This window comes from Streptomyces sp. Y1 (assembly GCF_041053115.1).
In the GTDB taxonomy this organism is placed as follows: Bacteria; Actinomycetota; Actinomycetes; order Streptomycetales; family Streptomycetaceae; genus Kitasatospora; species Kitasatospora rubellomurina.
This window is the reverse complement of sequence record NZ_CP163445.1, coordinates 6301084-6314225: the sequence shown is the minus strand read 5'-3', so window position 1 is coordinate 6314225 and position 13142 is coordinate 6301084. Positions and strand designations below refer to the sequence as shown.

Annotated in this window: 14 protein-coding genes; 6 read left to right on the top strand and 8 right to left on the bottom strand. The window is 73.5% G+C overall.

The annotated features are described in order from the left end of the window. The first annotated feature begins 106 nt into the window (after window positions 1-106). The 4 genes from AB2U05_RS27740 (at window position 107) to AB2U05_RS27725 (ending at window position 3337) form a co-directional block, all read left to right on the top strand. Window positions 107-1708 carry a tetratricopeptide repeat protein gene (locus AB2U05_RS27740; RefSeq protein WP_369184537.1) on the top strand — a complete coding sequence of 534 codons (1602 nt, stop codon included), beginning with the start codon at window positions 107-109 and terminating at the stop codon, window positions 1706-1708. A 53-nt stretch (window positions 1709-1761) separates the two neighbouring features. After that, a complete protein-coding gene (locus tag AB2U05_RS27735) occupies window positions 1762-2202 on the top strand; it encodes an NUDIX domain-containing protein (protein ID WP_369184536.1) in 441 nt (146 codons plus the stop codon). Beyond that, window positions 2199-2783, top strand: a complete 585-nt coding sequence (locus tag AB2U05_RS27730; protein WP_369184535.1) for an AAA family ATPase — start codon at window positions 2199-2201, stop codon at window positions 2781-2783. Before AB2U05_RS27735 ends, AB2U05_RS27730 begins: the two co-directional genes overlap by 4 nt. Before the next feature lie 65 nt (window positions 2784-2848). Continuing rightward, window positions 2849-3337: an NUDIX domain-containing protein gene (locus AB2U05_RS27725; RefSeq protein WP_369184534.1), complete on the top strand. Its 489-nt coding sequence runs from the start codon at window positions 2849-2851 to the stop codon at window positions 3335-3337. Window positions 3338-3871: 534 nt separating this feature from the next. Here AB2U05_RS27725 and AB2U05_RS27720 read toward each other — a convergent pair. Beyond that, entirely contained in the window at window positions 3872-4831 is a 960-nt protein-coding gene (locus AB2U05_RS27720) for a pirin family protein (protein ID WP_369184533.1), read from the bottom strand. 153 nt (window positions 4832-4984) lie between these two features. Then, window positions 4985-5668 carry a ribulose-phosphate 3-epimerase gene (gene rpe, locus AB2U05_RS27715; RefSeq protein WP_045692903.1) on the bottom strand — a complete coding sequence of 228 codons (684 nt, stop codon included), beginning with the start codon at window positions 5666-5668 and terminating at the stop codon, window positions 4985-4987. A 229-nt stretch (window positions 5669-5897) separates the two neighbouring features. Here rpe and AB2U05_RS27710 point away from each other — a divergent pair, with 229 nt between their 5' ends. After that, window positions 5898-6758, top strand: a complete 861-nt coding sequence (locus AB2U05_RS27710; protein ID WP_369184532.1) for a hypothetical protein — start codon at window positions 5898-5900, stop codon at window positions 6756-6758. A gap of 242 nt (window positions 6759-7000) precedes the next feature. Then, window positions 7001-7852: a hypothetical protein gene (locus tag AB2U05_RS27705; RefSeq protein WP_045692901.1), complete on the top strand. Its 852-nt coding sequence runs from the start codon at window positions 7001-7003 to the stop codon at window positions 7850-7852. On the opposite strand, the gene AB2U05_RS27700 is transcribed toward AB2U05_RS27705, so the two are convergent. The 6 genes from AB2U05_RS27700 to AB2U05_RS27675 all read right to left on the bottom strand — a co-directional run bounded on the left by AB2U05_RS27700 (window position 7849) and on the right by AB2U05_RS27675 (window position 13086). Beyond that, window positions 7849-8550 carry a C39 family peptidase gene (locus AB2U05_RS27700; RefSeq protein WP_369184531.1) on the bottom strand — a complete coding sequence of 234 codons (702 nt, stop codon included), beginning with the start codon at window positions 8548-8550 and terminating at the stop codon, window positions 7849-7851. The two genes, AB2U05_RS27705 and AB2U05_RS27700, sit on opposite strands and share 4 nt — an antisense overlap. A gap of 253 nt (window positions 8551-8803) precedes the next feature. After that, window positions 8804-9397 (bottom strand): DUF4188 domain-containing protein, encoded by a 594-nt coding sequence (locus tag AB2U05_RS27695; protein ID WP_078859622.1) that lies wholly within the window; start codon window positions 9395-9397, stop codon window positions 8804-8806. A gap of 96 nt (window positions 9398-9493) precedes the next feature. Further along, on the bottom strand, window positions 9494-10129 hold the full coding sequence (locus AB2U05_RS27690; RefSeq protein ID WP_369184530.1) for a TetR/AcrR family transcriptional regulator: 636 nt from the start codon (window positions 10127-10129) through the stop codon (window positions 9494-9496). Between the two features lie 100 nt (window positions 10130-10229). Then, window positions 10230-11216, bottom strand: coding sequence for an aldo/keto reductase (locus AB2U05_RS27685; RefSeq protein ID WP_045692977.1), 987 nt, complete (start codon window positions 11214-11216; stop codon window positions 10230-10232). 59 nt (window positions 11217-11275) lie between these two features. Continuing rightward, the gene (locus AB2U05_RS27680; RefSeq protein WP_369184529.1) at window positions 11276-12097 is read right to left on the bottom strand and encodes an ABC transporter permease; all 822 of its coding nucleotides are present in this window, start codon (window positions 12095-12097) and stop codon (window positions 11276-11278) included. Further along, complete coding sequence (locus tag AB2U05_RS27675; RefSeq protein WP_369184528.1) at window positions 12097-13086, bottom strand: ATP-binding cassette domain-containing protein; 990 nt, start codon at window positions 13084-13086, stop codon at window positions 12097-12099. The genes AB2U05_RS27680 and AB2U05_RS27675 overlap by 1 nt, the downstream gene beginning before the upstream one ends. Between the last annotated feature and the right edge of the window lie 56 nt (window positions 13087-13142).

Genomic DNA, 13142 nt, shown 5'->3' with positions numbered 1-13142 from the left:
TTTTGCATCTATCACCGGTGACTTCGCCCGGCGTCGATACTGACGGACAAGGCCGTAGAAGCGAGAGCCGGCCGCTGCCGAAGCCCTCGCTCGGGCCTGCGACGGTATGCCGCTGGCCCTGGGGCTGGCCGCCGGCGAAGCCGTCCTCACCCCCGCTCGCCCGCTCGCTTCCCACCCCGTGCTGACTGCTGCGCCCGAACTGGACGGTGTTCCGATGGCCATCGCCGTCGCCTGCGCAGCGCTACCCGAAAGCGAAGCACGCCTTCTCCGGCTCGCCGCGTTAATCCCCGCGCCTGACCTTGACCACCTCACGGTGGCCGCCGCCACCGCCACCCCCGCGACCCACACCCGGCAGCTGCTCGAAGAACTCGCAGCCCGGCACCTCTTGGAGCACGCCGGCCGCCAGCCCGTGCGCGGTGACGTCTACCGCATCCGCCCCGGCGTCCCGGAGCTGTTCCGGAGCTCGGACGACACACGCCTGCTCATCGTGCAGCGCTGCCTCGACTACCTGATCGCCACCGCCCAGGAGACCGTCCAGCGCCTCACCCCGCACCACCTCGTCCTGCCGCGCCAACACCGCCACCACCCTGCCGAGCCGGTGCACATCGCCGACGACCGCGCCGGCCTCGACTGGCTGGAGGCCATCGCCCCCGCCATACCATCGGCCCTCGCCGCTGCCCGTGAACTCGGCGAGCACCAGGCCCTGGTCGTCTTGACCCATGACCTGTGGCCCTTGTTCCACCGCCTGCGGCGCACCGACCTCAGCATTGCCTTCCACGAGCTGGGCCTGGCCTCCGCCCGGATCTGGGGCCACCACATGGCCATCCGGGAGATGACCACCACCCTGGCCATCTCGCACAAGCGCGCCGGGGACCACGAGGAAGCCCGCCGGTTCTACCGAGAGGCCCTCGCTCTCGCCACCGATGACCACGACCCCCACGGCATCGCCCAGTGCACCGCCGGAATCGGCGCCACGCTCTACGACGCCGAGCGGTACGCCGCAGCCGAACCCGAACTCACCCGCGCCATCGAGCTCTACGCCGACCTCGACGACCGGCGCGGTGCCGACCTTGCCAAGATCCTCCTCGGCTCCGCCGCTGCCCGCCAGGGCAACACCGACTTCGGCGTACCGCTGCTGTGGCAGGCCATCGTCGACCTCGGCTCGCTCGCCCCGCCCGACCCGCTGAACATGGCCCGCGCGAAGGTCTTCCTCGGCGAGGCGCAGTCCCTGGCAGGCGAGCACGGCCTCGCCGTCGCCACCATCAGCGAGGCCCGCCGGGAGTTCACGGACCTCGGCCACGACCACTGGACGGCCTACGCCACCGAGTTCCTCGGACAGGCCCGCCGAACGCTCCGGCCTCCCGGACACCGCCCGCGACTGGTACACCGCGAGCCTCCGGCAGTACGAAAACCTCGGAAGCACCCGCGACACCGAGCGCCTCCGGAGCCGGGTCACCGCCCTGGCGGAGACGTGAACGCCCGCCTCCCGCCGAGCACGGCGCGATTGTCAGTACCCCGTGGCACACTGCCCTGTTCGACCCGCAACCGCCGTACCAGTATGACGAGTTGGGGCCGTTCACCGGATCGTGTGGCTTCTGCCACGACACGCCGACGCGGCCCCGCCGGGCCGCCTACGGTGGGACACCTGCCTACGCACTCACGTACGACGAACGATCACCAGATTGATCGCAGCTTTGCCATGCCCTGAACCGGCGGCGCTCCCTGCGCCGGTTCCCTCACCCCCTGGGAAGGAGACGTCGAGTGCCGCACACCCTGGGTGTCGGAGTGCACCTGGTCGTGATCGAGAACGGCCGGGTGCTGCTCGGACAGCGCGCCAATACCACATACGCCGAAGGGCACTGGCACACTCCGGCCGGCCACCTCGAAGCGGGAGAGTCCGTCCTGGCCGGCATGGCCCGCGAGGCCGACGAGGAACTCGGCATCACCATCCGGGAGGAGGACCTCGACCTGGTGCACACCCTCCACCACCTCGACGCCGACGACGGCGCCGGACGCCTCCAACTGTTCTTCACTCCGTGCGCGTACACCGGCAAGATCACTAACCGCGAACCGGACAAGTGCGCCGCCCTCCGCTTCTGGCCGCTGGACGGCCTTCCGGAGCCGATCGTCGGCTACACCGCTGACGCGCTCGCCCGGATCACCGCCGGCCGCCCGCTGTCCGTCGTCGGATGGCCGGCATGAGCACCACGAGCCACCCAGGACTCCTGGCGGCCGGGGCGCCTGCGGGGAGCGCGGAGACCCGGCTCGTGGTCGTTCGGGGAAATTCGGCCTCGGGCAAGTCGTCGGTGGCGGCGGGCATCCGGGACCGGTTCGGTCGGGGCCTGGCCGTGGTCGCGCAGGACAACCTGCGCCGCATCGTGCTGCGCGAACGGGACCGGCCCGGCGGCGCGAACATCGGCCTGATCGACACCGTGGCTCGGTACGCACTCGGCGCCGGCTACCACGTCGTCATCGAAGGCATCCTGTACGCCGATCACTACGGAGCGATGCTCACACGCCTGGTGGGCGACCACCGCGGCGTCACCCGCTGCTACTACCTCGACATCCCGATCGACGAGACGCTGGTCCGTCACGCCTCGAAGGCCGATCGCGAGTACCTGACGGCCGTCACCGAGCGTGAACTGCGCGACTGGTACCGCGAGCACGACGTCCTTCCCGGCGGGATCGAGACCGTCATCGGCAGCGACAGCACCCTCCACGACACGGTCGACCGCATCATGCGCGAGACCGCGCTCTCGGAGTTGCCCCCGCGCGACACGTAGAAGCGCAGTTACTCGACCGTCGCCTCCCCTCCATCGCCCCCTCAACCTTCAACCAGGAGCCCCTGATGCACGAGACGAGCAGGCTGTCGGTCGGCGTCATCGCCCACGACCTGAGCACCGACCGGATCGCCACCGTCCACTACGCCCAACGAAGTTGGACCCCCGGCCCCGCGTGGACGATCCCTGGTGGAAAGGTCGACCCCGGGGAGGAGATCCCCGACGCTGCCGCCCGGGAACTGCGTGAGGAAGCCGGGCTCATCGCCCGGCCGTCCGACCTGCGCCTGGTGCACACCATCCAGGCCAAGGAGGGCTGGGACGGGCGCGGCGGTTTCGTGCTGTTCGTCTTCGCTACCAGCGAGTTCACGGGCGAGCTGGTCAACGTCGAGCCGGACAAGCACCTGGAGGTGCGCTGGCACCCCGCCGCCGACGTCCTGCCCAGCCCGATGTTCCCGACCTCCAAGGCCGCGGTGGAGGCGTACCTGGCCGGCGGGCCCGCATTCTCCACCCACGGATTCGACCCCGCCTCCGGACAGCGGGAGCTCGTCGAGACGTGACCGGCGCCCGTCTGCACCGTGCCGGGCGAGTGCGCCCGCCCGGCACGGTGCAGACCGGTCCAACCCTGCCCGGTCCGTACCGGTCGCCCCACGGCTACGCCGGTCCCTGGCTGGCGCCATCGCCTTGATCACGTAGCTGACGCTACGAGACCAAGCCTCCCGGGCGGTGGACGCAGCCCAGCGCCGCGCACCGAACGCCCCAGGCTCCCGCAATCCGGTGGCAGCCGTCTGCCGGCGTAGGTCCCAGCAGGCGTTGAGACTCGGGAAGACAACTGGCGGCGAGACGCAGCGCTGGGGATATTGTCAAGACCCAATCGACTGACTCGACGTCAGATAAGTCAGCAAAAGGTCAGCATCGATCCGATTAGACCCTGCCACACGTGGCCAAACATGAGAATCGGCGAGCCCTCATTTCGAACCGCCAGAGCGGGCCGCACGACGCTAGGAGCCCCCTCACGCCAGGACCCGAGGCACGCCCGGAGTGCACCGGCCAGCAAGCACCGGACGCAATCCCGCACGAGACGTTTCCACAGGTCAGCGCGCTCGCCCACGCGTCTTCAGCGGGATCGACGGGAGCTCTGGGGCCCGTAGCCGGGCGCCGTCGTAGCCATGAACTTCACCGAATCGCGAGCCTTTCTCCCAGTCGTTCCGTGCCTGTACGATCTCCTCACCGGATCGGCCGATGAAGTTCCACCACATGACGAGGCGTTCCTCGAAGGGCGCGCCGCCGAGCAGCAGGACGGCGCCGTCGGTGTGGGCGCGCAGCGGGAGGGCGGTGCGGCCGCAGCCGAGGTAGAGCATCGAGCCGGGCTCCACCGGGACGCCGTCGACGTCGATCCGGCCGGCCATCGCGAGGACGGCGTACTCGAAGTCCGGCAGGACCGGCAGCCGCGGCGAGGCGCCCTCGGCGAGTGCCAGGTCGGCGCCGACCAGGGGGGTGTAGGCGGTGCCGGGGGAGGTGGCGGTGTCGAGGGTGCCGAGGATGACGGTGGCGCGCAGGCCGGGGGCGGTGACGACGGGCAGGTCGGGGTGGTGCTCGAAGGCCGGGGCGGTGTGCCGGTGGGTGTCCGGCAGGGCGACCCACAGCTGGGCGCCGTGCAGGTAGCGGGCGTGCGGGCGGGGCGACTCCTCGGAGTGCGAGATCGCCCGGCCGGAGGTCATCAGGCCCAGCTCGTACGGGCGGACGGTCTGCAGGCTGCCGAGGCTGTCGCGGTGCAGCACCTCGCCCTGGTGCAGCCAGCTGACCGTCTGCAGGCCCATGTGCGGGTGCGGCGGCACCTGCATGCCGGGCTCGTCGGCGATGTCGTCCGGGCCGTAGTGGTCGACGAAGCACCAGGCGCCGACCATCCGGCGGCCGAGGTTGGGGAGCAGCCGGCGCACCACCGTGCTCTCGCCGAGCCGGACCTGACGGGCCGCCAGCAGGTCGCGCACCGGGCCGATGGCGGCCTCCCGGCCGCATGCGGTCGGGGCGGGCTTGCGGTCGAGGTTGCTCATGCGGTTCCACCACCGTACGGAGAAGGGGGCGTGCGTCCGCCCCGATCATCCGTCACCCGGCGCCGGCCCTCCACCCGCGCCGGGCCGTCCGGCTGCCCCGGAGGCCCGGAGCCCCGGAGGCCCGGAGCCCTGGAGGCCCGAAGCCCGGGGGGCTTAGTGCTCGCAGGCCCACCAGGCCTCGGCGGTCGCCTTGTCGGCGAGCTCGCGCAGCTTGCGGACGGCCTCGGCCGGGTCCTCGGCGCCGTACACGGCCGAGCCGGCCACGAACACGTCGGCGCCCGCCTCGGCGCAGCGCTCGATGGTGTCGGCGGAGACGCCGCCGTCGACCTGCAGCCACAGCTCCAGGTCGTGCTTGGCGATCAGCTCCCGGGTGCGGCGGATCTTCGGCAGCATGATGTCCAGGAAGGCCTGGCCGCCGAAGCCGGGCTCGACGGTCATGATCAGCAGCATGTCCAGCTCGGGGAGCAGGTCCTCGTAGGGCTCGATCGGGGTGCCGGGCTTGAGCGCCATGGAGGCGCGGGCACCCTTGGCGCGGATCTCCCGGGCCAGGCGGACGGGCGCGGCGGCGGCCTCGACGTGGAAGGTGACCGAGCCGGCGCCGGCCTCGACGTACTGCGGGGCCCAGCGGTCCGGGTCCTCGATCATCAGGTGGCAGTCGAGCGGGGTGTCCGTGGCGCGGGCGAGCGATTCGACGACCGGGACGCCGAGGGTCAGGTTGGGCACGAAGTGGTTGTCCATGACGTCCACGTGCAGCCAGTCGGAACCCCGGACGGCCTCGGCCTCCTCGGCGAGCCGGGCGAAGTCCGCGGACAGGATGCTGGGGTTGATCTGGGCCATGGCCGACTACCTTCGTGCGAGGACTTTGAGGGGACCTGGGCGCCCGGCGACGGGCACCTCGCCCCATTCTCGCGCGCCGCGCGGGCGCCGACCGCCCCCGGCGAGCCACGGGTGACCGTGATCACACCCGCCCCGGGGGTTACCGCGGCGGCGGCCGGGGTCATCAGCACGTGAGCGGCCCGTCCGCCGCGCCCCACCCGCCCCGCACCCCACCGAGGAAGGCCTCCCGATGTCCGCTCCCGTCCACCCCGCCCGCGCACTGTGGCGGCTCTTCGAGCCGGTGCACGCCGTCGCCTTCCTCCAGCCCGAGAGCCGGGCCTCCTTCGAGGCGATCGGGCTGGACGGCGGCTGGCTCGGCTACTTCGCCGGCCGCTGCGCCCCGCTGGGCCCGGTGGACGCGCCGCCGGCGGTCGCCGCGCTGTTCAGCTTCGCCCCGGCCCGGGTCGAGCAGGCCCTGCCGGAGGTGTGGACGCGGGCGAGCCCCGAGCAGGCGCTGGCCGCCCGGGCCGAGGGCGCGGCGGCCGCGCTGGCCCGGCTGCTGGCGCCCGTCGACCGGGAGCCGGTCGAGCGGGCGACCGAGGCGCTGGAGCAGGCCGCGGCCCGACTGGACTGCGGCGGCCGGGTGCTGGCCGCCGCCAACGCCGCGCTGCCCCGACCCACCGGACTCTTCGAACGGCTCTGGCAGGCCGCGACCGTGCTGCGCGAGCACCGCGGCGACGGCCACGTGGCCGCCCTGGTCGCGGCCGGCCTGGACGGCTGCGAGGCGCCGGTGCTGCACTGCGCGCTGGAGGCCAGCCGCGAGGTGCTGCAGCCGCTGCGCGGATGGACGGACGAGGAGTGGGCGGCCGCCGCCGGCCGCCTGGTCGAGCGCGGCTGGCTGACGCCCGCCGGCACCGTCACCGAGCTCGGCCGGATCCGCCACCAGGCCCTGGAAGCCGCCACCGACCTGGCCGCCGGCCGGGCGTGGGAGGACCGGCCGGACGGCGAACTCGACCGGCTGACCGACGCGTTGACGCCGATCGCGGCGCTCTGCCGCGAGCAGATGCCGATCAACCCGCTCGCGATGCCACCGGTGACGGCGCCCCGGTAGCCGGACGCGCGGACGGCCGGGGACGGCCGGGTACGGCCGGGGACGCGGACGGGCCGGGGCCGGGGCGGGGCCGGGGCGGAGACACCGCCCGCGTGACCGTCATCACACCCGGCTCCGGGATTACCCGGGCCCCCGCCGGGGTCATCAGCACGTGAGCGGCCCCGCCGAGCGCCCGGCCGTCCCCGTCCAGCCCCGCTCCCCGCGCCCGCCCCGCCCGGAGCCCGTCCGAGGAAGGTCTCCCGATGGCCGATCTCGTCCACCCCGCCCGCGCACTGTGGTGGCTCTTCGAACCGGTGCACGCCGTCACCTACTTCCAGCCCGAGTGCCTCGGCGCCTTCGAGGAGGCCGGCCTGCGCGGCTTCTGGCGCGGCTACTTCGGCGGCCGCGCCGCCCCGTTGGGCCCGGTGGACGCACCGCCGGTGATCGCCGCGTTCTTCGGCTTCGCCCCGCCGATGGTGGAGCGCGCGCTCCCCTCGCTGTGGTCACTGGCGAGCCCGCAGGAGACGCTGGCGGCCCGGTCCAAGGGAGCGGGGCAGGCGCTGGCCCGGCTGCTGGAGCACGTCGACCGCGAGCAGGTCGAGCGGGCGACGGAGACGCTGGAGCAGGCCGCGGCCCGGCTGGACTGCGCCGGCCGGGTGCTGGCCGCCGCCAACGCCGCTCTCCCCCGGCCCACCGGACTGTTCGAACGGCTCTGGCAGGCCACCACGGTGATGCGCGAACACCGCGGCGACGGCCACGTGGCCGCCCTGGTCGCGGCCGGCCTGGACGGCTGCGAGGCGCTGGTCGTCCGCTGCGCGATGGACATGCGCCGCGAGCAGGTCCAGCCGGTGCGCGGCTGGACCGACGCCGAGTGGGAGGCCGCCGCCGGCCGCCTGGTCGAGCGCGGCTGGCTGACGCCCGCCGGCACCGTCACCGAGCTCGGCCGGATCCGCCACCAGGCCCTGGAGGCCGCCACCGACCTGGCCGCCGCCCGGGTCTGGGAGGACTACCCGCGCGCCGAACTCGACCGGCTGGCCGCCGCGTTGAAGCCGATCTCGGCACTCTGTCGGGGCAGCCTGCCGTGGTACCCGGTCGGGCTGCCGGAGAACTCCTAGCCACCGGCGGCCGGCCTGCCGGAGGCCGCCCGGCCCTCGCCGCCGGGCGGGCCGAGGACGATCGCCCGCCCGGCGTAGAACGGCCCGAACGAGCGCCACGGCACGTGCGCGAACTCCTGCGACTCCCCCGGGAACCCGGACGGGTTGTGGATCACCAGCGCCGTGTCCGTGACGCCCACCGCGAGCACCAGGTGGCCGCCCCGGCGCACCGGCTCCGGCCCGGCCGGCTCCCGGATCGACGGGTGCACCGACAGCATCACCAGCCGACCGCCGGCCACCTCGGCCGCCACCTCCTCCGGGCTCGCCTCCCGGGCCTGCGCGGCCAGCCCCCAGCGCTCCCGCACGTACGCCGCGAACGGCGTGTGCACCAGCCCGCGCAGGCTCTCGCCGTCCCGGACGTACGCGCCGGCCTTCACGCACTCGTCCGCCAGCGTCAGCGCCGGCGGGGCCACCCCCCACCAGTGGTCCAGCGCCATCCGCAGGCAGGCCACCCCGCACAGCCGCCACGACCACCAGGCGTACTCCTCCGGGGTGGCGGCGCCGGACTGGCCCCAGCGCGGGTCCTCGGCCGCGTCCAGCCGCCCGTCGATGATCGCCCGCACCAGCTCCGCCGACTCCCACTGCGAGTGGTACGGCACCTCGTGCACCACCGGTGCCCCGGCCCGGTCCGCGGTGTTGTCCGTCGCCCTGTCCGCCATGCCCAGACGCTCTCACGCCCGGGGTGACCGGGCGACTCACGACACTCCTTGAGTACCCGTACTCAGGCGCCGGCCCGCGGCGCGTCCCCAGCTTGATCACGCCGCGAACGAGGACACGGGAGGCAACGGTGAAGAAGGTCGCTCCGGGCGTGCTGTTCCTGGTGGCGATGGGCGCGTTCCTGCTCTTCGCGCCGTGGATCTACCTGGCGTTCACGCTGGGGCCGGACTCGCCCGACTGGCCGGACGCCCCCACCTACGCGCCCGCCGCGCCGTCCCCCACCGCCGCCTCGCCGTCCCGCATCCCCGCGCCGCTCGGCTCCTTCGACCCGTTCGGCTCCCCCGCACCGCCGGCGCCGCTCCGGTAGGCCAGCCGCTGCGCCGCGCGCCGGCCGCGCTCCTCCACCGGGATCACGCCGGTGGCTCCGGCCAGGCCGAAGGCGGGCATGTCGAAGTAGATCGACTCGTAGCCGCCCTCCGGCACGATGTACGTCTCGTGCCAGAGCCCGACGTGCCGGTGCGTCTTCCCCTCCTTCACCATGCGGTTGGCGATGCCCCACACGGTGTGGTGGAAGCCGTCCGGCGCGCTCGCGTAGCGGTACAGCTTCTCCTTGGACTCCCAGTACTGGACGACGTACCAGGTGCGCGGCGAGGCGGTGAGCAGGACGCGGCCGCGCAGGCCGCGCTCGGGGCTGCGGCGCAGCTCGTGCAGCATCCGGAACATCGCGAACATGAGCGGGGCCCAGTGGTGCACGGCCCAGAACCGGTTGATCCGCATCCCGATCAGCAGCACCACGGTGTCGCCGGTCGCGGCGGCGGTGGTGTAGCCCGGTTGCGTCTTCGCGAACAAGGGCATTTCCGGCCTCCCCGGATCCACGCACTATGTAATCGGCGATTACATCAGCGGGCGCCAGGCCGGTCAAGGCTCACCGCAGCCACAATTCGGTTACCGCCCAGGCCGGTTGGCGACCCCTTCGCCGAAGGTGTCCAGCACCCGGACGGCCAGCTCCTCCGCCTTCTCGGCCGGCAGGTAGCCGTCCACGATCATCTGCGCCAGCCCGTACACCAGCGCCTGCCCGGCCAGGCCGACCACCTCCGGATCGCCCGGGCGGAGCTTTCCGGCCGCCTGGTCCGCCGCCACCTGGCCGGTCAACGCCCGGTCGAAGAACTCCAGTTGGTCCCGCAACTCGGGATCCCGCACCGCCGTGAACGCCCGCGAGCGCAGCAGCTCGAACCGCCGGGGGTGCCGCAGCGCGTACCGGACGCACCCCAGGCCGAGCGCCCGCATCCCCGATCTGCCGGCCGCGTCCGAGGCGGCCACCTGGGCCTCCTGCCAGCACGCGTAGTCCGCCAGCACCCGGTCGGCCAGCGCCGTCAACAGCGCCCGGCGATCGGCGAAGTGCCGGAACGGCGCCCCCGCCGACACCCCCGCCCGCCGGGCCACCTCCCGGACGCTGACCTTCTCCTGCCCCTGCTCGTCCAACACCTCCAGCGCCGCCGCCACCAACGCCTCCGGCAACGCCCCGTGGTGGTACGCCCCACGCACCCAGCGTTCCCCGCGCTCTCCACGCTCTCCCGTCATGCCCGCCTTGCTACCACAACGCGCCCGCCCCGGCGCGGTGCCGGGGCGGGCGCGGGGCCTCACCAGCGGGGCCCATCAGCCGGGCCCCACCAGCCGGGCGCTACCAGGCGTAGTCCTCCGGGGCGGGGCGGTGGCCGGGGAAGATCTCGTCGAGGCGGTCGAGGGTCTTCTGGTCGAGCGTCAGGTCGAGGGCCCGGACGGCCGCGTCCAGGTGGGCCGGGGTGCGGGGGCCGACGATCGGGGCGGTGACGGCGGGGCGGCTGAGCAGCCAGGCGAGGGCGAGTTCGGCCGGGTCGGCGCCGAGTTCGTCGGCGAAGTCCTCGTAGGCCTGGATCCGGTCGCGGTGCTTGTCCAGCAGTTCGCTCGCGAGGCCCATGGCGCCGCGCACCCGGGTGCCCTCGCGCTCCTTGCGCAGGACGCCGCCGAGCAGGCCGCTGCGCAGCGGGGACCACGGGATGAGGCCGAGGCCGTAGTGCCGGACGGCCGGGACGACCTCCAGCTCGACCGTGCGGTCGAGCAGGTTGTACAGCGACTGCTCGCTGACCAGGCCGAGGAAGTTGCGGGAGCGGGCGGCCTCCTGGGCCTGGGCGATGTGCCAGCCGGCGAAGTTGGACGAGCCGACGTAGATGACCTTGCCCTGGGCGACCAGGACCTCCATCGCCTGCCAGATCTCCTCCCAGGGCGTGTCCCGGTCGATGTGGTGCATCTGGTAGACGTCGATGTGGTCGGTCTGCAGCCGCCGCAGGCTGGCCTCGACGGCCTTGCGGATGGCGAGCGCGGAGAGCTTGCCGTCGTTGGGCCAGTCGCTCGTGTTGCCGTAGGCCTTGGTGGCGAGGACGGTGCGCTCGCGGCGGCCGCCGCCGCGGGCGAACCAGCGGCCGATGATCTCCTCGGTGCGCCCCTGCTGCCGGCCTTCGCTGTCGCGGCCGTAGGTGTTGGCGGTGTCGAAGAAGTTGATGCCGCGTTCGTGCGCGGTGTCCATGATGGCGTGGGCGTCGGCTTCCTCGGTGTGCGGGCCGAAGTTCATGGTGCCGAGGCAGAGCCGGGAGACGGTCAGGCCGGTGCGGCCGAGGTGGGTGTACTCCATGGCGCCCACCTTCTGCCGCACCGACACCGGTGTCCAGCACATTTACCGGGACGAGTGGATCACCGCCCGTGGGTGGCGAACTTCCGTACGGCCAGCGGCCCGCAGAGCGCGATCAGGGCGGCGCTCCACAGCAGCGCGGTCAGCACGGCGTGCTGCATCGGCCAGGCGGAGCCGGCCGCGGACGGGTTGCCGAACAGCTCCCGGCAGGCCTGGACGACGGCGCTGATCGGGTTCCAGTCGGCGACGGCGCGCAGCCAGCCGGGCATCCCGCCGGTGGGCACGTAGGCGTTCGTGATCATCGCCAACGGGAAGACCGCGACGGCGAGTTGACCGGCCTGCTCCTCCTTGCCCACGGCCAGGCCGAGCAGTGTGCCGACCCAGGTCATCACGAACCGGAAGAGCAGCAGCAGCGCGAACGCCTCCGCCGTGTCGGCGAGCCCGTGCCGGGCGCGCCAGCCGGCGGCGAGCCCGACCAGCGCCATCAGCGCCATGACGACGAGGCTGACCAGCAGGTCGGCCAGGGTCTGGCCGAGCAGCAGTCCGGCGCGGGAGACCGGCATCGAGCGCAGCCGGTCGGTGACGCCGCGCCCGACGTCGCGGGCGGCGCCGACCATGGTGGGCATGATGCCGTTGGTGGCGACCATGGCGAACAGGCCGGGCATCAGGAACTCCCGGTAGTCCCCGCCGCCGGGCACCTGCATGGCGCTGCCGAAGACGTACCCGAAGACCACCACCATGAGCACCGGCACGGCCAACGAGGCGACCAACAGGCCCGGCGAGTGGCGGTAGTTGAGCAGCACGCGGAGCATCGACGTCCAGGTGTCGGAGGCCAGCCGGCCACCGGTGGACGGACGCGAGGCGGTGTACACGGCCGTGGCCATCAGGCGGCCTCCCCTTCGAGAACGGTCAGCTCGGGCTTCACTCGCGCCTCCCCGGTGAGCGCGAGGAACACGTCGTCCAGCGAGGGCGCGCGCACCGCGACGTCCTCGGCGGCGACGCCGGCGGCGTCCAACTCCCGCACCAGCGCGGGCAGCAGGACGGCACGGCCGGGTTCGGTCAGCACGGTGACCGTCCGCGCGGCGACGTCCAGCTGCGCCTCGCCGCCGGCCAGCGCGGTCACCACCGCGGCGGCGGCGGGGAGTCGGCCGGGATCGACGAGCGTGACGGAGACCTCGCTGCCGATCGCCGCCTTGAGCCGGTCGGGCGGGCCGGTGGCGATCGCGGCGCCGTGGTCGACGACCACGATCTCGTCGGCGAGCCGGTCGGCCTCCTCCAGGTACTGGGTGGTGAGCAGCACGGTGGTGCCGCCGTCCGCCAGTTCCTTGACGGTGTCCCAGATCCCCTGGCGGCTGCGCGGGTCGAGCCCGGTGGTGGGCTCGTCGAGGAAGAGCACCGGCGGGCTGGTGACCAGGCTGGCGATCAGGTCGAGGCGCCGGCGCATGCCGCCGGAGTAGGTGCGCACCAGCCGGTCGCCGGCGTCGGCGAGTCCGAAGCGCTCCAGCAGTTCGTCGGCGCGCCGCCGGGCCCCGCGGGCGCCGAGGCGGTGCAGCCGCCCGAAGATCCGCAGGTTGTCGCGGCCGGTGATGCCCTCGTCCAGGGCGGCGTACTGGCCGGCGAGGCCGATGGCGCGCCGCACCTCCTCGGCGGCGCGGACGACGTCGTGCCCGGCGACCCGGGCGACGCCCCGGTCGGGGGCGACCAGGGTGGCGAGCACGCGCACGGCGGTGGTCTTGCCGGCGCCGTTGGGGCCGAGCAGGCCGCAGACGGTGCCGGCGGGGACGACCAGGTCGAGGCCGCACAGGGCCTCGGTGGCGCCGAAGCGTTTCTCGACGCCCGCCATCTCGATGGCGGGCCGGGTGACATCGGACATGGCTCTGCCCCTTCTCTAGGTACAGCGTACGTAGAAGCTCGTGCCCACGTATCGTA